General features: G+C 68.9%; 20 protein-coding genes, 2 tRNA genes and 1 pseudogene. 8 read left to right on the plus strand and 15 right to left on the minus strand.

Annotation, left to right across the window (positions count from 1 at the left end; translation table 11 throughout):
• Nucleotides 1–67: 67 nt before the first annotated feature.
• On the minus strand, nt 68–601 hold the full coding sequence (locus VXC91_RS02645; RefSeq protein WP_329504757.1) for a peptidylprolyl isomerase: 534 nt from the start codon (nt 599–601) through the stop codon (nt 68–70).
• Nucleotides 602–1,052: 451 nt separating this feature from the next.
• On the opposite strand from VXC91_RS02645, the gene VXC91_RS02650 reads away from it, so the two are divergent.
• Nucleotides 1,053–1,757: a DUF5324 family protein gene (locus VXC91_RS02650; RefSeq protein WP_329504759.1), complete on the plus strand. Its 705-nt coding sequence runs from the start codon at nt 1,053–1,055 to the stop codon at nt 1,755–1,757.
• Nucleotides 1,758–2,013: 256 nt separating this feature from the next.
• Here VXC91_RS02650 and VXC91_RS02655 read toward each other — a convergent pair whose 3' ends face one another.
• Nucleotides 2,014–2,220 (minus strand): acyl-CoA carboxylase subunit epsilon, encoded by a 207-nt coding sequence (locus tag VXC91_RS02655; protein ID WP_329504761.1) that lies wholly within the window; start codon nt 2,218–2,220, stop codon nt 2,014–2,016.
• A 172-nt stretch (nt 2,221–2,392) separates the two neighbouring features.
• Nucleotides 2,393–2,517, minus strand: a pseudogene (locus VXC91_RS02660) (carboxyl transferase domain-containing protein); the annotation flags it as partial.
• Nucleotides 2,518–2,608: 91 nt separating this feature from the next.
• On the opposite strand from VXC91_RS02660, the gene VXC91_RS02665 reads away from it, so the two are divergent.
• The gene (locus VXC91_RS02665) at nt 2,609–2,764 is read left to right on the plus strand and encodes a hypothetical protein (RefSeq protein ID WP_329504763.1); all 156 of its coding nucleotides are present in this window, start codon (nt 2,609–2,611) and stop codon (nt 2,762–2,764) included.
• 328 nt (nt 2,765–3,092) lie between these two features.
• Here the strand turns inward: VXC91_RS02665 and VXC91_RS02670 are convergent.
• Nucleotides 3,093–3,165: transfer RNA gene (locus tag VXC91_RS02670), tRNA-Ala, on the minus strand.
• A 181-nt stretch (nt 3,166–3,346) separates the two neighbouring features.
• Between VXC91_RS02670 and VXC91_RS02675 the strand changes: the two genes are divergently transcribed.
• On the plus strand, nt 3,347–3,895 hold the full coding sequence (locus tag VXC91_RS02675) for a helix-turn-helix domain-containing protein (RefSeq protein ID WP_329504764.1): 549 nt from the start codon (nt 3,347–3,349) through the stop codon (nt 3,893–3,895).
• An 87-nt stretch (nt 3,896–3,982) separates the two neighbouring features.
• On the plus strand, nt 3,983–5,665 hold the full coding sequence (locus tag VXC91_RS02680) for a serine/threonine-protein kinase (protein WP_329504765.1): 1,683 nt from the start codon (nt 3,983–3,985) through the stop codon (nt 5,663–5,665).
• Nucleotides 5,666–5,671: 6 nt separating this feature from the next.
• Here VXC91_RS02680 and VXC91_RS02685 read toward each other — a convergent pair whose 3' ends face one another.
• Nucleotides 5,672–7,060 (minus strand): hypothetical protein, encoded by a 1,389-nt coding sequence (locus VXC91_RS02685; RefSeq protein WP_329504767.1) that lies wholly within the window; start codon nt 7,058–7,060, stop codon nt 5,672–5,674.
• 250 nt (nt 7,061–7,310) lie between these two features.
• Nucleotides 7,311–7,439 carry a DLW-39 family protein gene (locus tag VXC91_RS02690; RefSeq protein WP_003999697.1) on the minus strand — a complete coding sequence of 43 codons (129 nt, stop codon included), beginning with the start codon at nt 7,437–7,439 and terminating at the stop codon, nt 7,311–7,313.
• Between the two features lie 338 nt (nt 7,440–7,777).
• Here VXC91_RS02690 and VXC91_RS02695 point away from each other — a divergent pair, with 338 nt between their 5' ends.
• On the plus strand, nt 7,778–8,170 hold the full coding sequence (locus VXC91_RS02695; protein ID WP_329504769.1) for a DUF6344 domain-containing protein: 393 nt from the start codon (nt 7,778–7,780) through the stop codon (nt 8,168–8,170).
• 250 nt (nt 8,171–8,420) lie between these two features.
• Here VXC91_RS02695 and VXC91_RS02700 read toward each other — a convergent pair.
• The 9 genes from VXC91_RS02700 to dnaA form a co-directional block, all read right to left on the minus strand.
• Nucleotides 8,421–8,494, minus strand: a tRNA-Ile gene (locus VXC91_RS02700).
• Between the two features lie 179 nt (nt 8,495–8,673).
• The gene (locus VXC91_RS02705; RefSeq protein WP_329504772.1) at nt 8,674–9,402 is read right to left on the minus strand and encodes a DUF3566 domain-containing protein; all 729 of its coding nucleotides are present in this window, start codon (nt 9,400–9,402) and stop codon (nt 8,674–8,676) included.
• A gap of 18 nt (nt 9,403–9,420) precedes the next feature.
• On the minus strand, nt 9,421–12,018 hold the full coding sequence (gyrA, locus tag VXC91_RS02710; protein WP_329504773.1) for a DNA gyrase subunit A: 2,598 nt from the start codon (nt 12,016–12,018) through the stop codon (nt 9,421–9,423).
• 42 nt (nt 12,019–12,060) lie between these two features.
• Nucleotides 12,061–14,121, minus strand: coding sequence for a DNA topoisomerase (ATP-hydrolyzing) subunit B (gene gyrB, locus VXC91_RS02715; protein ID WP_329504774.1), 2,061 nt, complete (start codon nt 14,119–14,121; stop codon nt 12,061–12,063).
• Between the two features lie 387 nt (nt 14,122–14,508).
• Complete coding sequence (locus tag VXC91_RS02720; protein WP_329504775.1) at nt 14,509–15,042, minus strand: DUF721 domain-containing protein; 534 nt, start codon at nt 15,040–15,042, stop codon at nt 14,509–14,511.
• Complete coding sequence (gene recF / locus VXC91_RS02725; protein ID WP_329504776.1) at nt 15,039–16,163, minus strand: DNA replication/repair protein RecF; 1,125 nt, start codon at nt 16,161–16,163, stop codon at nt 15,039–15,041. Before recF ends, VXC91_RS02720 begins: the two co-directional genes overlap by 4 nt.
• A 52-nt stretch (nt 16,164–16,215) precedes the next feature.
• A complete protein-coding gene (gnd, locus tag VXC91_RS02730) occupies nt 16,216–17,091 on the minus strand; it encodes a phosphogluconate dehydrogenase (NAD(+)-dependent, decarboxylating) (protein WP_329504777.1) in 876 nt (291 codons plus the stop codon).
• A 190-nt stretch (nt 17,092–17,281) separates the two neighbouring features.
• A complete protein-coding gene (gene dnaN, locus VXC91_RS02735) occupies nt 17,282–18,412 on the minus strand; it encodes a DNA polymerase III subunit beta (protein WP_329504778.1) in 1,131 nt (376 codons plus the stop codon).
• Nucleotides 18,413–19,516: 1,104 nt separating this feature from the next.
• Nucleotides 19,517–21,370, minus strand: coding sequence for a chromosomal replication initiator protein DnaA (dnaA, locus tag VXC91_RS02740; protein WP_329504779.1), 1,854 nt, complete (start codon nt 21,368–21,370; stop codon nt 19,517–19,519).
• A 400-nt stretch (nt 21,371–21,770) separates the two neighbouring features.
• Between dnaA and rpmH the strand changes: the two genes are divergently transcribed.
• Genes rpmH through yidD form a run of 3 tightly spaced genes read left to right on the plus strand, consistent with a single transcriptional unit; the run spans nt 21,771 to nt 22,656 of the window.
• On the plus strand, nt 21,771–21,908 hold the full coding sequence (gene rpmH / locus VXC91_RS02745) for a 50S ribosomal protein L34 (protein ID WP_003949374.1): 138 nt from the start codon (nt 21,771–21,773) through the stop codon (nt 21,906–21,908).
• A gap of 20 nt (nt 21,909–21,928) precedes the next feature.
• Entirely contained in the window at nt 21,929–22,303 is a 375-nt protein-coding gene (gene rnpA / locus VXC91_RS02750) for a ribonuclease P protein component (RefSeq protein WP_329504781.1), read from the plus strand.
• Nucleotides 22,300–22,656, plus strand: a complete 357-nt coding sequence (gene yidD, locus VXC91_RS02755; protein WP_329504783.1) for a membrane protein insertion efficiency factor YidD — start codon at nt 22,300–22,302, stop codon at nt 22,654–22,656. Before rnpA ends, yidD begins: the two co-directional genes overlap by 4 nt.
• Nucleotides 22,657–22,659 lie beyond the last annotated feature (3 nt).

Here is a 22,659-nt window from a genome sequence, read left to right on the forward strand (position 1 = left end):
TGCCCCGCCCTCCGTTCTACGGACGGGCGGGGCGCTTTGGTTCCCTCGTGCGGTGTGCCCAGGGGGCTCAGCCCTCGCGGGACTCGACGACGACGGACTCGATGACGACGTCGTTGACCGGCCGGTCCGTGCGCGGGTTGGTCTGGGTGGTGGCGATGGTGTCCACGACCTTCTGGCTGGCAGCGTCGGTGACCTCGCCGAAGATGGTGTGCTTGCGGTTCAGCCAGGCCGTCGGGGCGACCGTGATGAAGAACTGCGAGCCGTTGGTGCCCGGACCGGCGTTGGCCATGGCCAGCAGGTAGGGCTTGTCGAAGGCGAGGTCCGGGTGGAACTCGTCCTCGAACTGGTAGCCCGGACCGCCGGTGCCGTTGCCCAGCGGGTCGCCGCCCTGGACCATGAACCCGCTGATCACCCGGTGGAAGACCGTGCCGTCGTAGAGCTTCTTCGTGGACTTCTCACCGGTCGCCGGGTGGGTCCACTCACGCTCGCCCTGGGCGAGCTCGACGAAGTTACGGACCGTCTTCGGCGCCTGGTTCGGCAGAAGCCGGATCTCGATGTCGCCGTGGTTGGTCTTCAAGGTGGCGTAAAGCTGCTCAGCCACGATCTGCCTTCCGTTGTCCTTTGTGACCCCCTGATCCTCGCACGGTACGCGCCCGGCGTTGCTCGGCCTCACCTCTGCGTGAACGTCCGCGGGTCGGTGTCGTGGTGCGCCAGGGGCGGGTGGGCGGTCGTGGGCGTGTCGCCGGCCGTGTTCCGTGCTCCGGGCGCGCAGAAAACCGGTCGACTCGTCCCGTCGCGGGGGCGCGACACACCGATCCGTGGCATTGTCGTCGACAAGCTCCCGTTGCCCTGTATTCATCCGCTATTGCACGTGATCAGCCGATATAGAAGATCATCCTGATCGCTTCCCGTCCGGCGGCGGACCGGGACCGCCCCCTACGGGCCGGATGACCCGGTTGCCCGTCCTCGCATGCCCGGGAGCTCTTCGGGAGGCATGATCCGTAAAAGGCTGGAAAGTCGAGTTACTGTACGCCACCGAGGAGGAGGAACCCGTGACCCGCATCGACAGCGTGCGCGCCGCGACCGGTTCGGCGAAGGACAGCGTGCTGCATGCCGCGGAAGTGGTGGCGCCCTACGCCGACACGGCCAAGGACAAGGCAGCGCACTACGCACACGAGGCGCGCGTCCGTCTCGCGCCCAGGGTGTTGCAGGCCGCCGGGCAGGCCCGCGTCCAGTACGACGCCCACCTCGCCCCACGCCTGGAACAGGCTCGCACCCATGTGCCGCCCAAGGTGGATCAGGCGGCCCAGGACGCAGCCTTCTACACACGCAAGGCCGCCCGACAAGCGGCCGACTACTCCCGTCCCAAGATCGAACAGGCGGTTGCCTCGGCCGGTCCGGTCCGGGAGGAGGCGGCGGCCCGCGGCGCGGCGGCGCTGGCCGCGCTGCGTGGTCAGATCTCGCCGCGGCAGATCCAGAAGCTGGTGCGCCGGCAGCAGCGGCGGGCCAGGATCGGCCGCATCGCCAGGGGACTGGCAGTGCTGGGTGCCGTGACGGGGGGAGCCTTCGCCGCCTGGAAATGGTGGGACAAGCAGGCGAACCCCGACTGGTTGGTCGAGCCGCCCGCTGCGACCGAAATTTCGCAGGACGACCGTCTGACGTCGGTGGACGGCAGCGGCCCGAGCGTGCTGGACCCCGAGGTCGAGGCCAAGCAGGCGGAGGAGGAGTCCGCGGGGAACGACGACGACCGCCACTGAAGCCCGGTCCGCAACCACACTGTGGGGCAGAAGACTTGAGGGTCTCCTGCCCCACAGTGGTGTTTCACGTGAAACGCCCGGATGGTCCAGGCCCTCTCGTTCATGAGGCCGACTGGACAGGTCGCAACCAGGGGTGATCTCGTGCTGTCGAGCCGAGTCTGCTGGGGGCGTCGTCCTCGCTCACCTCGACCGGGCAGACCTGCTCGCAGCCCCCGGTCGACGCGTCCGTCGGGGTGGATGCAGAGGGCTTGAAGCCTCAACTCCGCCAACTGTGGGGCGCCGAGAATCCACGAGAGCGTTCCGGGCGGCGCCAGCCGGCCTTGGTCCGGCCCCGGTGGGCCGTGGCCCGTGTGGACGACCGGGCCGCCGCGCGAGCCAGCAGGACGGCCGTGATGGCAGCCACCTCCTCGGGCTCGGCATGGCCCTTCTCGATGCGAAGGAGGTCTTCGGAAGCAGAGGTCATGGACGGTCCCATCCAGTGGTGGCCCCCGGGGGAAGTGGTCTCCGCATCGCGGCTCACTCCAGGGGTGTCGTATGTGCGAGAGCAGATCCGCGTGCATCGCCGGCGACCCGATCGGAACCTCGCGCGCGTCTGTTCATGGGCCAGGCATAGGTGAACTCCGCCCCGATGAACCGCCGAGCAGGAACCCGGGACGGTCCAGGAACGTCACCAATGGACATATGGAAGCGTCACACATCTGGACAAAACGCGCAGCTTTTACGACGCCTCGATACCCAGCACCCCTACCAGGATCTGCGGCGGTTGGCGTGGACCCGTCACCCACGCCCTTCGCCACCGGATCCGCCCTCAACCTGATGACCCGCCAGATGGGCCTGGTGTCGGCATCTGGGTGTTCATCGCACCCCTCAGCACTCCCGACTCCTCCCAGGCCACACTGGACGCGTTCCGGCCCGCCCGGCGCCTCTCCGCCGGCAGCGGCGTACTCACCCTGCTCACCGGCTTTGCGCTCGGCCGGAGGGGCGAGGCACGGGCAACCTCGTGGTGATATTTCACGTGGAACGGGAGAGGCTTACGCGTTCCCCGCTCGATGACGTTTGCAACGCACCCCGCGTGGGAGTTCCGTGGAGACTTCCTTTACGGAATGTGCCCTTCTGCTTACGCATCTTTGGGTCCACTTGATCATATAAGTGTGCCTATATCACCCCACACCGCGCTTCGGGCAAACCTGTCACTCACACGGGGCGCCGCTGCCTCTGCACCCTTTAGGTCATTTGCGCAAAGGAATGCAACGGCTGCAAATCCCCCGGTGTGACACCGCTCACCGCAGACGAAAGACCGGCCAGCCGCCGCGAGGGCGCCTGGCCGGTCCGATGTGGAGCCTAGGGGAGTCGAACCCCTGACATCTGCCATGCAAAGACAGCGCTCTACCAACTGAGCTAAGGCCCCGAAGGGGACGCTCCCGGCCGTGGAACCGGAGGCCGGCGGGCGCTGCGCACCAGCGTACCCGGTCATCCCCTGCATCTCCCAAAAAGATTGGGGGTCCCCGTGGGAGAGCACTCTTCGTAAGATGCTCGTCGTGGTTCGCTAGAGCGAACCACGGTACTTGGGGAAGCGATGGGGAGACGCAATGGACGCCGCACAGCAGGAAGCCACCGCCAGAGCGCGGGAGCTGCAGCGGAACTGGTACGGAGAGCCGTTGGGGGCGCTCTTCCGTAAGCTCATCGAGGATCTCGGGCTCAACCAGGCTCGCCTCGCCAGTGTGCTGGGACTGTCCGCTCCGATGTTGTCGCAGCTGATGAGCGGTCAGCGTGCCAAGATCGGCAACCCCGCGGTGGTCCAGCGGGTCCAACTGCTGCAGGACCTGGCGGGGCAGGTCGCGGACGGCAGTGTGAGCGCCGCCGAGGCGACCGAGCGGATGGATGAGATCAGGAAGTCGCAGGGGGGCTCCGTGCTCAACAACACCACGCAGACGACGAACAGTTCGGGAGCGCCCACGGTCAAGCGGGTGGTCCGTGAGATCCAGTCGTTGCTGCGCTCGGTGGCGGCGGCGGGGGACATCATCGAGGCGGCGGACACCCTCGCCCCGACCCACCCGGAACTGGCAGAGTTCCTCCGGGTGTACGGCGCCGGCCGCACCTCCGACGCGGTCGCCCACTACCAGTCGCACCAGAGCTGAGCCGACACCCGAACCGTTGGGGACTCTCGCGCCGGGGGGTGCGCGGGAGTCCTGATCGTCGTCCGGAAGAAGGAGCGACGCACGACCATGGGTGAGGTCTTCGCCGGACGGTACGAACTCGTCGACCCCATCGGACGCGGGGGAGTCGGTGTGGTCTGGCGCGCCTGGGACCACCGACGCCGCCGCTACGTCGCCGCCAAGGTCCTTCAGCAGAGCGACGCCCATGCGCTGCTGCGGTTCGTACGCGAACAGGCGCTGCGCATCGACCACCCGCATGTGCTCGCACCCGCCAGCTGGGCGGCGGACGACGACCAGGTCCTGTTCACCATGGACCTGGTGACCGGAGGCTCGCTGGTCCACCTCGTCGGGGACTACGGCCCGCTGCCCCCGTCCTTGGTCTGCGTTCTGCTGGACCAGCTGTTGTCCGGACTCGCCGCCGTGCACGCGGAAGGCGTGGTGCACCGGGACATCAAGCCCGCCAACGTGCTTCTCGAGGCCACCGGCACCGCCCGGCCCCGCCTGCGGCTGTCCGACTTCGGCATCGCCATGCGCCTGGGCGAACCGCGGCTGACGGAGACCGACTACGTGGTGGGTACGCCCGGTTATCTCGCGCCCGAGCAACTGATCGGCGCGGAGCCGGACTTCACGGCCGACCTGTTCGCGACCGGCCTCGTCGCGCTGTACCTGCTGGAGGGCGCCAAGCCGGACACCAAGGCGCTCGTCGAGTACTTCGTGGCCAACGGCACGCCCGGACCGCCCCGCGGTGTTCCCGGACCTCTGTGGGAGGTCGTGGCGACACTGCTGCAACCGGACCCGGCCGCACGGTTCCGTACCGCCACGGGGGCCCGCAAGGCCCTGGCCGCGGCCGGGGAACTGCTGCCGGAACCCGGCCCCGACGACGAGCAGGTGGAGATCTTCGACCAACTCGGTCCGCTCCCGGAGGAATTCGGGCCCGAGGGACCACTGCGTACGCCGCGGACGGTGACGAATCCCGCAGCCACCTTGCCGCGCGCGCAGGACGCCGTGGCCGGCGCGGCACAGCAGGTGGGGCCCTCGGGAGCGGACGGCACTGCATCGGCGCGGCCGGCTGGCACCTGCGGGACCGGCAGCGGCCCGGCGCGGCCCACGGCCGGTTCGATACCGCCGCGGCCGACCGTCGCGCCCACGTCCTCGGCAGCCCGCACGTCCACGCCCGGCGCTTCCCCTCCCGGCACGGCCGGGCCCACAGCCCCCGACAGCGGCACATCGGCCTGCGCAGTCTCCGGGGCCCATGGCTCGCCGGCCGTGCCGACGCCCCCTCCCCCTGCGGCTCCGCCCGGGCCCGCGCCCCTCGTCGTACCGCCCAGACCCGCGGTCGATCCGACGCCCTCCCAGCGACCGCCCACGATGTCGGACACCGGAAGCTTCCATCTGCCGCCACCGCTCCCACGAGAGGCGCTCGGGGCGGTGTCCCGCCCGCCCCGGCAGCCGTCCGCACCACCGGCCGCAGCCGTGATGCCGGCCTCTGCTCCCGCCCACGTCCCGCACCACGAGCCCACGCCCACGTCCTCGGCCGCACCGCCCTCGGCCCGGACGCCCTCGGTACGGCAGCCCGGCCACGGACACGACGTCCAGCCCCCGTACGCCCCCACCACGCCACAGGAGATCACGCGATACGGCGGAGAACCGGCCGCCCCGCGCCCGGGACCGCCGGCGAAGGTCGCCGTCCCGGTTCTGCTGCTCGCGCTGGCCTGCTTCACGGTGGGGTTCTGGGCGCTGTCGCGGATCTGAGCGCGGTCACCCGGCCCAACGGCCATGTGCCCGGCGCCGGGCGACCGCGGTCCACAACGCGAGCCACAGAACCAGGACACTGCCGGTGCCGATCCCGCCCGCGGCGACCAGCCGCATCGTGCGGGCGTCCTGGTCCGTTCCCCCGCGGTCGGCCTCGTCGCTCTCCGCCCCGCTGTCTCCGCGTGCCGTCGCGTCGGTCCTCGGCGCCCCCGGGGAGCCGTCCGCAGCGCCCCCGTCTCCTGATGTGCCCGCCGCGGCCTCCTCACGGTCCGCTGCCGTGATGCCGAAGACGCCGCCCGGCGCGGACCGTCCCGCGTACGCCGGACCGGATGCCGGCGTCCCGCTCACCCGCAGCGTCAGCCCGAACGGCCCGTCCCCGAACCTGTCCGCCACGGGAGCGCCGAGATGCACGGCGAGGTAGTACCAGCCCGCGAACCGCATCGCGCTCGTACGGTCGCCGACGGCACGGCGGTTGGCGTGATCGACGGGTGGCAGTGGCTCGAGCGCCGTCGAGGTCTGGGCACCGTTGTACCCGGCGTCGGCGTCGTCGACGTGGGCGCGCACGGGGTTGTAGAGCGACATGGCCAGGGCGGTGCCGACGAAGCCGTCCGCATTGGGGGAACTGCTCATCTCGACGGTCGCGGAGAGCTGCTGGCCCCAGTCGACGGGCACCTTGTAGAAGAGGGTCTGCCCGGGCCTGATGGCGTCCTGCCAGACGCCCTGCCCCAGGGCGCTCGCGGTGGCGAATCCGGCCCCGCCGGCGCGCCGCGTGGCATCGCCCAGGACGGCCTCAGGGGTGGCGGAGTTCCAGGTTCCAGGCGGGGTCGTCGCACCGGCCTGCCCGAGGGCCGGTTCCGATACATAGTCCAGTTCGAGATCCCAGTCGCCGGGGGTGGACGCGGAGGCCCCCGGAACGCGCCGCTCCACGACGACGTAGTACGCCCCCGCCCCCTTGCAGCCGTGGGCACCGGCGCCCGTCTCGCGCGAGGCCCAGGCGGCGATCGGATGCGGACTCCGGGTGGGCCCGAAGTACGCGGTCCCGGTGGAGCAGGTGGTTCCGCCGGCGTCCTGCACGGACACCCTCAGTCCGTCGGACGAGGAGACCCGTGCTCCCGCCCTGGGGACGGCCGTCGCGGAGACATAGGCGTTGGCTGCGGAGTCGAGCTCCAGGCGGTAGTAGCGCTTGCCGGCGGCGGGCAGGGTGCTCCGGTACGTGTGCCCGGAATCCAGGCGCACGGCGTCCGTGGTGACGGTGGCGCCCTCGACCCTCGTGTCGTCGTCGGCGAAGGCGTACGGAGCCGGCGTGCCCTCGGTGGCCGCGGAGACCGGGTCAGCCCGCGTCGGATACGCCGCGGTCATCGCGAGCGCCGCCGTGGCACACAGGGTCAACGCCATGCACGCCGGTGTCCACCCGCGTGCGAGCGCATCCTGTGCCGCCCCAGCGCGCCACTCCATCCCACGCCCTCTCGCCGTACACCACCCGGACCGCCGCCCATCCTGCCTCGCAGGCCACGGCGGCACCCGGGCATTGCGTCCGAGCGTCCGAAACGCTCCCCCCGAAGGCGCCGACATCCCCTGAGACGACACAAAACCCCGACCGCAACGGCGGTCGGGGCCTGCTCCGAATCTGTTTGTCCGTCGGACCTCACGAACCCGTGGGCACGGAGTCAGTCGCCTCCGTCCACAGATCCTGCTCGGCGCGATCCGCCTGGATCTGGCGGTACACGAGGAGCCCGCCGATGGCGGCCAGTGCGACCAGGAGAAGCTTCTTCACCGCGCGACCTCGTCTTTCCTTGACGTAGGGGACCTCTGGCGCCCGACTATACACACCGACCGATATCGATCGACGCGCCTCAGTCGGCCCTCAACTCGGGCCCGGTGCACCGCAGTACGGCCGACCACCACCGCCGTGGCCTACGGGTGGTCATCCATCACAGACTGTGACGTTCACCGCCCTCCCCGGCCTTTTCCGAACTTTCCGGACCTCTTGCGTCCATCCGAGTGGTGTTCATCCGAAGAACGTCGCGCCACGGGCGTCGCTCCACCACTTCGCGCCCCTCATACACATCATGAGGAAAGTACGCAAATCGCTCGACCCGAAAGTGAGGGGACATGACCGGGAACAAGGTCATGAAGCTGTGGAACGCCGTCGTCACCGCCTTCCTGGCAGTGTGCACCGCGCTCGGACTCATCAAGAAGACCGCGGCCGCCGCGGTACCCCAGCCCCAGCCGGAGCGCAACAGCGGCTTCCAGGTCCTTCAGGCCCGCCAGGTCCTCCAGGTGACGCTGCCGAGACAGACCCGGTCGGAATGGACCCGCGGTCGGTCCCTACCCCCCACGATGAAGCAACGCATCAGAGCCGAGGCCCACGGTTCCTCCCCGAGTTGTCGGCGCCGAACGACCACGGGCACCGTTCCGGCAATCCCCGTCGCCCGCTCCTCCCTCCAGCCCCGATGCGAACCGGCAACCGCCACGCTCGAGCCAACCGCGCGGCTCCAGTGCTGACCTAGCCCCTCTCCCCTTCGGTCCCTCACAGCCCCCACGGGCACCTTGAACCATCACAGGGCGATCTTGCGTACACCGCCACAGCGAACGGCCCGGCACCTGCTCCCAGGTGCCGGGCCGTCGATGTCCACGGCTGAAGTCCGCCGTCGATGTCGAGCGCGGATGTCGCCAGGGCGACGGGGCCCAGGCACATCGCAGAATGGACGCCTCCCACCGGGGAGACGCCCATTCATGTGTTGTTCTTCAGCTGTGGGGCTAACAGGATTTGAACCTGTGGCCTCATCCTTATCAGGGATGCGCTCTAACCAACTGAGCTATAGCCCCGCCGCGCTCTGCGGTGTGTGTTCCGCGCGCTGACCCCTGAAGATTAGCGCACGAGGTGGGAAGTCCCAAAATCGATACTCAAGGGGCCGGGACCACCACGAAGAGAGCGCATCCCCGTCAGGGACGCGCTCTCGGAGCAGCCGGACGCCACGGGTGCCGAAGGCACTCGCACAAACCGTCTACTCGTCCTCCGCCAGCGTCAGCTCGACGCCGCCGACAAAGCCCGCGGAGATGTTGTAGATGAACGCTCCCAGTGTCGCGAGAGCGGTCGCCAGCACGACGTCTATGACCGCGATGATCGCGGTGAAGGTCAGGACGCGCGGCAGGGACAGGAACGACTGCAGGTCGAAGCCGTTCCCGTTCGAGCTGGTGGCCTCCGACAGCGTGCCGCCGACCGTCGAGAAGACGCCCATCGCGTCCATGACCATCCACAGCACCGCAGACGCCACGATCGTGCAGACACCGAGCGCGATGGAGAGCAGGAAGCTGACCTTCATCACCGACCACGGGTCGGCCTTCGCCACCCTCAGGCGCGCCTTGCGGGTGCGCGGAGCGGTGCGCGCCCCGGTCCGGGGACGGCGTACGGCGCCGGCCGGCGGCTGCGCCTGGTACGCCTGCGGCGGGTGGTAGGGCCCCGCGGGCTGGTGGGCCCACCGCTCCCCCGGCAGGGGGGAGGCGGGTACCTGGCCTGGGGGTGCCGCGGCAGGCTGCACCCCCGGCACGGGCTGCGCGGCACCGGGGGCGGCCGGACCCGCCTGGTACTGCTGCGTCTGCGGGCCTCGGGTGTCTGTCACAGTTCCCCCCTGGGATCCATGAGCCTCATGGGAGTACGTCGAGTTCGTCGCGGAGCCACGGCCGCCGCCGTCCGATTCCGCACCGGTCGGTCCGGCACCCGTGGCTCCGCTCACGCTGACTCACTCCTCGTGTTACTCGGCCGGGGGCATTTCGCCCTCGGCCGTGCCGAGGGCAGCGGCGTCGTCGGCGATCTCGTCCACGGCCACATCGCCGTCGACCTCCTCCGCCTCGCGCCCCGCCTCGGCGTTACGAGCGATGCCGACCACGGCATCGCGCTTGCCCAGGTGGATCAGTTGGACGCCCATCGTGTCACGGCCCGTCTCCCTGACCTCGTTGACCCGGGTACGAATCACACCGCCCGACAGCGTGATGGCGAGGATCTCATCGCTCTCCTCGACCACCAGCGCGCCGACGAGCGAGCCACGATCCTCGACGATCTTGGCGGCCTTGATGCCGAGGCCGCCGCGACCCTGGACGCGGTACTCGTCGACAGCGGTCCGCTTCGCGTACCCACCGTCTGTTGCGGTGAACACGAACGTACCGGGTCGAACAACATTCATCGAGAGGAGCTCGTCACCCTCACGGAAGCTCATGCCCTTGACACCCGAGGTGGCGCGGCCCATCGGGCGCAGGGACTCGTCGGTCGCCGTGAACCGGATCGACTGTGCCTTCTTGCTGATCAGAAGCAGATCGTCGTCGGGCGAAACAAGCTCGGCCCCGATCAGTTCGTCGTCGGAACCGTCCTCCATCTCGCGGAGATTGATCGCGATGACACCGCCGGAGCGCGGCGAATCGTAATCCTTCAGAGGCGTCTTCTTGACCAGACCCCCCTTGGTGGCGAGCACCAGGTACGGCGCGGCCTCGTAGTCGCGAATCGCGAGGATCTCGGCGATCGACTCGTCCGGCTGGAAGGCCAGCAGGTTCGCCACGTGCTGACCGCGCGCGTCCCGGCCGGCGTCGGGCAGCTCATAGGCCTTCGCACGGTAGACGCGGCCCTTGTTGGTGAAGAACAGCAGCCAGTGGTGCGTCGTGGACACGAAGAAGTGGTCGACGATGTCGTCTTCCTTCAGCTTCGTTCCGCGCACGCCCTTGCCGCCGCGCTTCTGCGCGCGGTAGTCGTCCGTCTTGGTGCGCTTGATGTAGCCACCGCGGGTGACCGTGACCACGATGTCCTCTTCGGCGATCAGGTCCTCGATGGACATGTCGCCCTCGTACGGGATCAGCTTCGTCTGGCGGTCGTCGCCGTACTTCTCGACGAGCGCGGCGAGTTCCTCGCTGACGATCCCGCGCTGGCGGACCGGGGAGGCGAGGATCTCGTTGTACTCGGTGATCTTCGCCTGGAGTTCGTCGTGCTCCTGGACGATCTTCTGACGCTCCAGGGCGGCCAGGCGGCGCAGCTGCATCTCGAGGATGGCGTTCGCCTGGATCTCGTCGATCTCCAGGAGCCCCATCAGGCCCTCGCGCGCTACCTCGACGGTCGCGCTGCTCCGGATCAGTGCGATGACCTCGTCGATGGCGTCCAGGGCCTTCAGCAGGCCGCGCAGGATGTGCGCGCGTTCCTCGGCCTTGCGCAGCCTGAAGCGCGTACGGCGGACGATGACCTCGATCTGGTGCGTCACCCAGTGGCGGATGAACGCGTCCAGGGACAGGGTGCGCGGCACGCCGTCGACGAGCGCCAGCATGTTGGCGCCGAAGTTCGTCTGCAGGTCGGTGTGCTTGTAGAGGTTGTTCAGTACGACCTTGGCGACCGCGTCCCGCTTCAGCACGATGACCAGGCGCTGGCCGGTCCGCGACGACGTCTCGTCGCGGACGTCCGCGATACCGCCGATCTTGCCGTCCTTGACCAGGTCGGCGATCTTCTGCGCCAGGTTGTCCGGGTTGACCTGGTAGGGCAGCTCGGTGACCACCAGGCACTGGCGGTTCTGGATCTCCTCGACCTCGACGACCGCGCGCATGGTGATCGAGCCGCGCCCGGTGCGATAGGCCTCCTCGATGCCCTTGCGGCCCACCACGAGGGCGCCCGTGGGGAAGTCGGGTCCCTTGATCCGCTCGATGAGGGCCTCGAGCAGCTCCTCGTGCGAGGCGTCCGGGTTCTCCAGGCACCACTGGGCGCCCGCCGCGACCTCACGGAGGTTGTGCGGCGGGATGTTGGTCGCCATGCCGACCGCGATACCGGCGGAGCCGTTGATCAGCAGGTTCGGGAAGCGGGACGGAAGGACCGTCGGCTCCTGGGAGCGGCCGTCGTAGTTGTCCGTGAAGTCGACGGTCTCCTCGTCGATGTCGCGGACCATCTCCATGGACAGCGGCGCCATCTTGCACTCGGTGTAGCGCATGGCGGCCGCGGGGTCGTTGCCCGGAGAGCCGAAGTTGCCGTTGGAGTCCACCAGCGGCATCCGCATCGACCACGGCTGCGCGAGGCGGACCAGCGCGTCGTAGATCGAGGAGTCGCCGTGCGGGTGGTAGTTGCCCATGACGTCGCCGACGACACGGGCGCACTTGTAGAAACCGCGCTCGGGCCGGTATCCGCCGTCGTACATCGCGTACAGGACGCGGCGGTGGACGGGCTTGAGGCCGTCCCGGACGTCGGGCAGCGCCCGGGACACGATGACGGACATCGCGTAGTCCAGGTACGAGCGCTGCATCTCCGTCTCGAGCCCGACGGGCTCGATGCGGACGCTGGTGTCGCCGGCTGCCTCTTCCGGCGTGGCGGGGGTGTTCTCGTCGGCCATTGCTGGTGAAGATCCTTCCTGGTGCGGTCAGCTGAGACCGACTCAGATGTCGAGGAAGCGGACGTCCTTGGCGTTGCGCTGGATGAACGCGCGGCGGGCCTCGACGTCCTCACCCATGAGGACCGAGAACAGGTCGTCGGCCTGGGCGGCGTCGTCGAGTGTGACCTGGCCGAGGACGCGGTGCTCGATGTCCATGGTGGTCACCCGCAGCTCCTCGGCGTTCATCTCGCCGAGGCCCTTGAAGCGCTGGATCGAGTCCTCCCTGACACGCTTGCCGCGCTGGCGGCCCAGCTCCAGCAGCGCGTCGCGCTCACGGTCGGAGTACGCGTACTCGACCTCGTCCCGGCCCCACTTGATCTTGTAGAGCGGGGGACGCGAGAGGAACACGTGCCCGGCCTCGACCAGCGGCCGCATGAAGCGGAACAGGAACGTCAGTAGCAGGGTGTTGATGTGCTGGCCGTCGACGTCGGCGTCCGCCATCAGGATGATCTTGTGATAGCGGAGCCTTTCGATGTCGAAGTCCTCGTGCACGCCGGTGCCGAACGCGGAGATCAGCGCCTGGATCTCCTGGTTCTGCAGGATCTTGTCGATCCTGGCCTTCTCGACGTTGAGGATCTTGCCTCGGATCGGGAGGATCGCCTGGTACTGCGGGTTGCGGCCCGACTTGGCCGAGCCGCCGGCGGAGTCACCCTCGACGATGAAGATCTCGCACTTGGTCGGGTCGTTGGACTGGCAGTCCGAGAGCTTGCCCGGCAGGGACGCACTCTCCAGGAGGCCCTTGCGCCGGGTGAGGTCACGGGCCTTGCGGGCCGCCACACGCGCGGTGGCCGCCTGGATGCCCTTGCGGACGATGTCCGCCGCCTCGTTCGGGTTGCGGTCCAGCCAGTCGTTGAGGTGCTCGTAGACCGCCTTCTGGACGAAGGTCTTCGCCTCGGTGTTGCCCAGCTTGGTCTTGGTCTGGCCCTCGAACTGCGGCTCGCTCAGCTTGACCGAGATGATGGCCGTCAGACCCTCGCGGATGTCGTCACCGGTGAGGTTGTCGTCCTTCTCGCGGAGCATCTTCTTGTCGCGCGCGTACTTGTTGATCAGCGAGGTCAGCGCCGCACGGAAGCCCTCCTCGTGCGTACCGCCCTCGTGGGTGTGGATGATGTTGGCGAAGGAGTACACGCCCTCGCTGTAACCGCTGTTCCACTGCATCGCGACCTCGAGGGACAGGCTCTTGTCCTTGTCCTCGGCCTCGAGGTCGATCACCGTCGGGTGCACCGCGTCTCCCTTGCGGGAGTTGAGGTACTTCACGAAGTCGACGATGCCGCCCTCGTAGTGGTACGTAACGCTCTTGACCTCGTCCTTCTCGTCGGCTCCGGCCTCGTCCGCCCCTGCGGTGGCCTTCGCCGACTCGCGCTCGTCGGTGAGCCTGATGGTCAAGCCCTTGTTGAGGAACGCCATCTCCTGGAAACGCCGCGAGAGCGTCTCGAAGGAGTACTCGGTGGTCTCGAAGATGTCCGCGTCGGCCCAGAAGGTGACCGAGGTGCCGGTGTCACCCGTCACCTCGTGCTGGGCCAGCGGTGCCGTCGGGACGCCCATCTTGTAGTCCTGCGTCCAGCGGTGGCCGTCGGTCTTGACCTCGACCGACACCTTGCTGGACAGGGCGTTCACGACGGAGACGCCGACGCCGTGCAGACCGCCGGAGACTGCGTAGCCGCCACCGCCGAACTTGCCGCCCGCGTGCAGCACGGTCAGCACGACCTCGATGGCCGGCTTGCCCTCGGAGGGAACGATGCCCACCGGGATACCACGGCCGTTGTCGACGACACGCACACCGCCGTCGGCCAGGATCGTCACATCGATCGTGTCCGCGTGGCCGGCCAGAGCCTCGTCGACGGAGTTGTCCACGACCTCGTACACGAGGTGGTGCAGACCGCGCTCGCCGGTGGAGCCGATGTACATACCGGGTCGCTTGCGGACCGCGTCCAGCCCTTCGAGCACGGTAATGGCGCTGGCGTCGTACGAGGCGGTGACCTCGCCGTTCGACGAAGTCACCGCGCCGTTCTCGCCGGCGTCGGTGGACGGGATGTTCTCGTTGGGGTTGCCGGAATCGGCCACGAAGCGCCCTTTCTGGCACAGCACGAGCCGGGCTCGTCGGCGGCTTGCCGGAGCGGCTGCGGCATGTTGCGTTGGTAAGCCTTGATCAGCGTTGCTCAGCTACTCCCGGACGGTCCCCACGTTTGGGGCGGGATTAGCTTCTAGTCTACCGGTAGCGCCGACAGTGATGGGGGTTTGCCGGTACCTGAGTCCGCATGTGCCGCCCTCAACCGGTCTCGCCCGACTCCCCATATGCGGAGCGGGGCTCCAAGAGGCTCTACGAGGCACCCAGCGCTTCCGGCTGTCAACCCTTGGCTACTTCGGAGTCAGCTCGCAGTCCGCAATCGCGTGCGGGTACGCCGAAACGACCGCCTGGCACCTGCTCCGGGCGGTTTCGAGTGATGTCGGTCACCCGTAGGTGTCGCCTGGTCCCGTGCTGCCGGGGGCACGCAGTGGGCCGAAGCGGCGGGCGGGGCCACCAGGGCCGTGCACCTTGATCAACCGCACCGTGCCGTGCCCCAGGTCCTCGTTCAGACGCGCCACGAGCTGCGGGGCCAGCAGCCGCAGCTGCGTCGCCCACGCCGTGGAGTCGCAGCTCACGGTCAGCACGCGTTCGTCCTCGTCGTACCTCTGCGGTACACAGTGCCTGGCCAGGTCCGCGCCGACGATCTGCGGCCAGCGGCCCATCACGCTGCCCACGGCGGCCGGGGTCTCCCAGCCGCGCTCGGTGATCAGCCGGTTGATCGCCGCACCGAGCGCCATGGGGTCGCGGCCGTCGGCACGGGCGCCGGAGCGCAGTCCGCCGCGGCGTGCCTGCTTCTTCTGCTGTGCGGCATCCCCCCGCGCGCGTGCCTGTTCCTTCGCGGCCCGGAGCGCCACGCGCGCGAGGTCCACGCCCGAGAGTTCAGGGGGGTTCTTCGGGGTGGGCCCTTCGGTGCTCATGCGCGCTCCACGGTGCCGCCGGACACGGCGTACCGCGTCCCTGTCAGTACGTGCGGTACGTCGTCGTCGACCGCGGCGGTCACCAGGACCTGCTCGCCGGGTGCCACCAGTTCGGCCAGGCGTTCGCGCCGACGGGTGTCCAGCTCGGCGAAGACGTCGTCGAGGACGAGCACCGGCTCGTTGCCCTCCGCGCGCAGCAGGTCGTACGACGCCAGGCGCAGCGCCAGCGCGTAGGACCAGGACTCGCCGTGGGACGCGTATCCCTTGGCGGGCAGCTGGCCCAGTCTGAGAAGCAGATCGTCCCGGTGGGGTCCCACCAGGGTGACGCCGCGTTCGGTCTCCTGCTTGCGGGCCTCGCCGAACGCGTCCATCAGCTGCTCGTAGAGCGCCTCACGGGTGTGGGCCTCGCCCGGCGCGGACGGTTTGTACTCCAGGGCGACCGGGCCACCGCCGGGCGCCAGCTGCTCGTACGCCTTGTCGGCGAGCGGCTGAATTGCGGCGATGAGGTCGAGGCGCTGGGCGAGCAGCTCGGCGCCGGCACGCGCGAGGTGCTGGTCCCAGACGTCGAGTGTGGACAGGTCCGCACCCGTCCGGCCACCGTGGCGGCGGGCCAGCGCGGCCGTCTTCAGGAGGGTGCTGCGTTGCTTGAGGACCCGGTCGTAGTCGGAGCGGACACCCGCCATGCGCGGGGAGCGGGCGGTGATCAGCTCGTCGAGGAAGCGGCGCCGCTCACCGGGGTCGCCCTTGACCAGAGCCAGGTCCTCGGGAGCGAACAGGACGCTGCGTACGATGCCCAGCACGTCACGCGGCCTGACCTGCGCGGACCTGTTGATGCGGGCACGGTTGGCCTTGCCGGGGTTCAGCTCCAGCTCGACCAGCTGCTGCCGGTCGCCCTGTCGGACCTGCGCCCGGATGATCGCGCGCTCGGCGCCCATGCGGACGAGGGGTGCGTCGGAGGAGACGCGATGGCTGCCGAGCGTGGCCAGATAGCCGACCGCCTCGACCAGGTTCGTCTTGCCCTGCCCGTTCGGGCCGACGAATGCGGTGACGCCCGGGTCGAGCGGGACTTCGACCCGGGCGTACGAGCGGAAGTCGGCCAGCGACAGGTGCGTGACATGCATGGTCGTTCGCCGACCTCCCCAAGGGTTGTGGACCGCCGGGCGGCCCTGTGGATTACTTCTTCTCGACGGCGTGGCCACCGAACTGGTTGCGCAGCGCCGCGATCATCTTCATCTGCGGCGAGTCGTCCTGCCGCGAGCTGAAGCGGGCGAACAGCGACGCCGTGATCGCCGGAAGCGGTACGGCGTTGTCGATGGCCGCCTCCACGGTCCACCGGCCCTCGCCGGAGTCGGCCGCCCAGCCGCGCAGCTTGTCGAGGTGTTCGTCCTGGTCGAGGGCGTTGACCGCGAGGTCGAGCAGCCAGGAGCGGATGACGGTGCCCTCCTGCCAGGAGCGGAAGACCTCTCGGACGTTCTCCACGGAGTCGACCTTCTCCAGCAGCTCCCAGCCCTCGGCGTAGGCCTGCATCATCGCGTACTCGATGCCGTTGTGGACCATCTTCGCAAAGTGGCCCGCACCGACCTTGCCGGCGTGCACCGAGCCGAACGCGCCCTCGGGCTTGAGGGCGTCGAATATCGGCTGCACTTTGGCGACGTTGCCGGCGTCGCCGCCGTACATCAGCGCGTAGCCGTTCTGCAGGCCCCAGACGCCGCCCGAGACGCCGCAGTCCACGAAACCGATGCCCTTGGCCGCCAACTGCGCGGCGTGCTTCTCGTCGTCCGTCCAGCGGGAGTTGCCGCCGTCCACGACGACGTCACCGGGCTGAAGGAGCTCGGCGAGCTCGTCGATCGTGGACTGGGTCGGGGCGCCGGCCGGGACCATCACCCACACCACACGCGGGCCCTCGAGCTTGCTCACCAGCTCCTCGAGGCTGTGGACATCGGCGAAGTCCGGATTGCGGTCGTATCCGATGACGGTGTGGCCTGCGCGGCGGATCCGCTCGCGCATGTTGCCGCCCATCTTGCCGAGGCCGACGAGACCCAGATCCATCAGGTGTTCCTTAGGTTGCGATGTGCATGAGGGGCACTTTCGTACCCGCGTCCGAGCCTAAACCCGAAGGCTCATGCACATCTCCCGGCCCTCCATGCCCACGCATAGGCCCGGACCTGCGGTTTCGTCCGACGGCCGGTGGTTCCGGTGATCCACCGGCCCACCGGAACCTGTGGACGGCGACCGACGCTCAGCCGCTGAGCCGCACCGGCATGATCAGGTACTTGTACGCATCGTCCGCCTCGGCGTCCACGGCCGGCTTGCCGCCCAGCAGCGCGGGCTTCGTGGACGTCGTGAAGGACAGCTGGGCCACCGGGGAGTCGATCGCGCTCAGGCCGTCCAGCAGGAAAGTCGGGTTGAAGGCGATCGAGATGTCGTCGCCCTCCAGGTGGGCGTCGACCCTTTCCACAGCCTGTGCGTCGTCGCTCGAGCCGGCCTCCAGGATCAGCACGCCCTGCTCGAAGCTGAGCCGCACCGGGGTGTTGCGCTCGGCGACCAGGGCGACGCGCTTGACGGCCTCCACGAAGGGGGCGGTCTCGATGGTCGCGACCGAGTTGAACTCCGTCGGGAACAGCGTGCGGTACTTCGGGAGGTCGCCCTCGAGCAGGCGCGTCGTCGTCCTGCGCCCGGCGCCCTCGAAACCGATCAGGCCCTCACCCGCGCCCGAGCCGGACAGGGCAAGCGTCACGGTGTCACCGCTGGTCAGCGCCTTGGCGGTGTCCAGCAGGGTCTTGGCGGGCACCAGGGCGACCGCGGACGCGTCCGGGTTCTCCGGCTTCCACAGGAACTCGCGCACCGCGAAGCGGTAACGGTCGGTGGAGGCCAGTGTGACCGTGTCGCCCTCGATCTCGATGCGCACACCGGTGAGGACGGGAAGGGTGTCGTCGCGGCCTGCGGCGATGGCGACCTGCTGGACCGCCGACGCGAAGACCTCGCCGGGGACCGTGCCTGTCGCGTTCGGCATCTGGGGCAGCGCCGGGTACTCCTCCACAGGCAGCGTGTGGAGTGTGAACCGCGAGGAACCGCAGACCACCGTGGCCCGTACACCGTCTGTGGAAATCTCCACCGGGCGGTTGGGCAGGGCCCGCGAGATGTCCGCAAGGAGACGGCCGGAGACGAGGACCGTGCCCTCCTCCTCGACCTCGGCCTCCACGGAGACACGCGCCGAGACCTCGTAGTCGAAGCTGGACAGGCTCAGCTGACCGTCCTCGGCCTTCAGCAGCAGGCCGGCGAGGACAGGCGCCGGCGGACGGGCCGGAAGGCTGCGTGCCGCCCAGGCCACTGCCTCCGCGAGTACGTCGCGTTCCACCCGGATCTTCACCGTAAGCCGCCTCCTGCTGTTGCCGGCGTTCTCGCCCTGCCTGGCCTTCGTCGTCTGACTCGGTGTCGTGGGCCCCTGGGAGGGGAAGGACACCGGGGAACAGTCTGACGCACCGCGCCGACAGTAGGTGCCCGTCGGGGTCAAGTCGTGATGCGGGGCGGTCGGGAGCCGGAGAGCGAGTTGTGCACAGGACCCGCTTCGAAGCGAAATTCCCGGTCTCTCTAGTTGGGAGTAGTAGTAGGGCCTGTGGATACCGTGGATAACTACGTTGTCCCAGGTCAGAGGTGAAATTTTGTCCACGGGCCCTGTGGGTGCGAGCGGTGGACAACCAGGGATCTCTGTGGAGAACGGAAAGTTCTGCACAGACCGTGCACAGCCCTCAGGCACTTCTCCCCAGTGCTGTCCCCAGCTTTACCCACCTTTCCCACAGCCCAACCCAGCACCTTGGTGTGACGGCTTTCACTCGCGCCGGTGAGAAGCCGCGTCGCGTTGCCGAACAGTGGACAGGGATGTGGAGAAGGCGGGGATCACTGGGGACAACGGACGGCAACCTGTGGGTGGGTGGTGGACAACTTCGCCCACAGGCTGTGGATCTTCGTTTTCTCCACAGCCTGTGGAGATCGTCCGTCCACCAATCCACAGGTGGCTGAGCTGGGCCGATCGCTCTTCGACAGGGCAGCCTGTGGACATCGTCTGGACAACTCCGCGGTCCCCAGGATGTGGACGGAAGAAAGTCGCCTGATCTGTGGAGAGTGGCCGTAACCCGCCAGGTATTCGAACACCGGGTGTCCGGCCTGCGGCCCGGGAGAGGGTGACCGAGTTCGCCGTGCTGGGCCGGGAGAGGGCTGTGGACTCCCTCAGGACGTGAGATGGGGAACGGCCGGGGGCTTCTTCAGCGTGTGGACGAGGAGCGGCGGCGGGCTTCCACCGAGCCTGGTTCTGGCAGCGAAGGAGGGCGTCCTGTGCGAAGGGATGGGGAGGAGCCCGGGCGTGCCGTGCGTCGTGCCGAGAACGGCGCACGGCACCCGTTGTGCGGTCGCGGACAGCGAAGGACGCCCTCGGGAAGGTTCCCGAGGGCGTCTGCGGTGCCGCGTGGGTGCGGTCTCAGCCGTTCTTGATGCGGTTCGTCAGCTCGGTCACCTGGTTGTAGATGGAGCGCCGCTCGGCCATCAGCGCACGGATCTTGCGATCGGCGTGCATGACCGTCGTGTGGTCGCGGCCGCCGAACTGCGCGCCGATCTTCGGCAGCGACAGATCCGTCAGCTCGCGGCACAGGTACATGGCGATCTGCCGCGCGGTGACCAGGGCACGGCCCCGCGAGGTCCCGCACAGGTCCTCCACCGTCAGCCCGAAGTAGTCCGCGGTGGCCGCCATGATCGCGGTCGCGGTGATCTCGGGGGCCGAGTCCTCGCCGCCCGGGATCAGATCCTTGAGGACGATCTCCGTCAGACCGAGATCCACGGGCTGACGGTTGAGCGACGCGAACGCCGTCACCCGGATCAGCGCGCCCTCCAGCTCGCGAATGTTGCGCGAGATACGGGAGGCGATGAACTCCAGGACCTCCGGCGGGGCGTTGAGCTGCTCCTGCACCGCCTTCTTGCGCAGGATCGCGATGCGCGTCTCCAGCTCGGGCGGCTGGACGTCGGTGATCAGGCCCCACTCGAAGCGATTGCGCAGCCGGTCCTCCAGGGTGATCAGCTGCTTGGGCGGCCGGTCCGAGGAGAGCACGATCTGCTTGTTGGCGTTGTGGAGCGTGTTGAAGGTGTGGAAGAACTCCTCCTGCGTCGACTCCTTCTGCGCCAGGAACTGGATGTCGTCGACGAGAAGGATGTCCATGTCGCGGTAGCGCTTGCGGAACGCGTCCGCCTTGCCGTCGCGGATGGAGTTGATGAACTCGTTGGTGAACTCCTCCGAGCTCACATAGCGCACGCGCGTGCCCGGGTAGAGGCTGCGCGCGTAGTGCCCGATCGCATGCAGCAGGTGCGTCTTGCCGAGCCCCGACTCCCCATAGATGAAGAGGGGGTTGTACGCCTTGGCCGGCGCCTCGGCGACGGCGACCGCGGCCGCGTGCGCGAAGCGGTTCGAGGCACCGATGACGAAGGTGTCGAAGAGGTACTTCGGGTTGAGGCGCGCGGTGGGCTCGCCGGGGCCGGCCGCCGGTGCCGGTTGTGCGGCCAGCGGGCCGGGCGCTCCGGTGGTGGGACCCGGGACCGGGCCGCCCCGGTGCCCATGGCCATCGCCGGAGGGCTGCTCGGGGAGCTCGTGCCGGCCGGAGCGCTGCTGCTCGTAATCGGGGCGTGCGCTGTCGTAGTCCGGGCGCTGCTGTTCGTACGGCGAACGGGACAGCGTCTGTCCGCGATAGTCCGGGCTCGGCGTCGCGTACGGGTCGCGGTCCGGGAAGCCGAGGCGCTGCTGCTGCCAGCCGTAGTCGTCCTGCGGCGGGCGGGGCCAGGCGCCGGGCTCCGGACGCTGGTACTCGCTCGGGTAGGCGGGACGGGCGGTGGGCAGCTGGTCACCGGGTCCGGCCGGTAGCTGGTCGGAACGGCCCGTGCGGTGATCGTCCGCACGGTGACGGCCGTATCCCTCATAGGCGCCCTGGCCGTCGTACGGGTCGCGCCCCTGGGGCGGGGTGAGCTCGGGCTCCTCGTAGCGCGGCTGGGCGGGCGGGGCCGGCGGTTCGCCGACGGAGTCGTCGACGGTGATCGCGATGCGGATCGGGCGGCCGCACTCGCGGCTCAGCGTGTCACTGACAACGGGCGCGAGCCGGCCTTCCAGGACGCCCTTCGCGAACTCGTTGGGAACGGCGAGCAGGGCGGTGTCGGCGACCAGCGCCAGCGGCTGGCAGCGCTTGATCCAGTGCTCGTCCTTGGCCTCGACACCCGGTCCGTGCCCCTCACCGAGAAGCTGCTCGAGCACTCGTGGCCACACTGCGGCAAGATCGGCAGGTAGGTCAGCCACAGGGCACGCTCTCTCACAGGTCCCACGAACGTGTGGTTGCGGGACGGGTCGGGATGTAAATCGGGTGGGGCAGGGATAAGGGAACGAATCGGAGTCCAGCCACGGTAGTCAGGGCGGCCGGTACGGTTCAAGTTGTTGTCCCCAGCCTGTGGACAAGTGTCTCCCACGGGCCGTTGGTTTGACCGGATGGCGTAGCCGCGCGTACCGTAACCAGGTCGAGTTGTCGATGGCTGCTGCCGCCTGCCTCCGATGGGCACAGATCACGCACCAGTGTCCCCACCAGGGCACATTTCGGTGATCGGGAAGCGGTGCACTCGGGCGTAATGCGAGCTACTCGTGGGCGCACGGTGACAGCCAGGCGACACCCCGCCAACCACCGAATCATTACTGGAGCCCCCGAGTGAGCAAGCGCACCTTCCAGCCGAACAACCGTCGTCGCGCGAAGACCCACGGCTTCCGGCTGCGTATGCGCACCCGTGCCGGCCGCGCCATCCTGGCGTCCCGCCGTGGCAAGGGTCGCGCCCGCCTGTCCGCCTGATCGCGTACAGGCATGACGTCGTGCTGCCTACCGAGCATCGGCTGAGGCGGCGCGAGGACTTCGCGACCGTGGTACGCCGAGGACGCCGGGCCGGACGCCCGCTTCTCGTCGTCCACCTTCGCAGCGGTGCAACGGACCCGCATGCGCCTGGGGAGAGCGCTCCCCCGACGCGTGCGGGTTTCGTCGTGAGCAAGACCGTGGGTGGAGCGGTCGTACGCAACAAGGTGAAGCGCAGGCTTCGTCATCTGATGCGCGACCGAGTAGCACTGTTGCCCCCCGGTAGCCTGGTAGTCGTACGAGCGCTACCCGGTGCGGGTGACGCCGACCAAGCACAGCTGGCCCGAGACCTGGATGCCGCTCTCCAACGGCTGCTGGGAGGAGGGAGCGCGCGGTGAAGTACCCGCTGCTGGCTCTGATCAAGCTCTATCAGTGGACGATCAGTCCACTGCTCGGTCCGGTGTGCAAGTACTACCCGTCGTGTTCCCACTACGGCTACACGGCCATAGACCGGCACGGTGCGATCAAGGGAACGGCACTCACCGCCTGGCGCATCCTGCGGTGCAACCCGTGGTCGCTGGGTGGTGTGGACCATGTCCCACCACGCAAGCGCCCGCGGTGGCACGAAATGCTGCGCGACGCCTGGCGTGCACGCAAGGGCGGGCCCTCCGCCGCCGAACCGGCCATCGAAGGGGACAGGATTCCCTCGAGCCCGGCCGCAGAGACCTCGTCCCATGCCCAAGGAGCATGATTA

Origin of the sequence: Streptomyces chiangmaiensis (genome assembly GCF_036281785.1) — a bacterium.
Lineage (GTDB): Bacteria > Actinomycetota > Actinomycetes > Streptomycetales > Streptomycetaceae > Streptomyces > Streptomyces chiangmaiensis.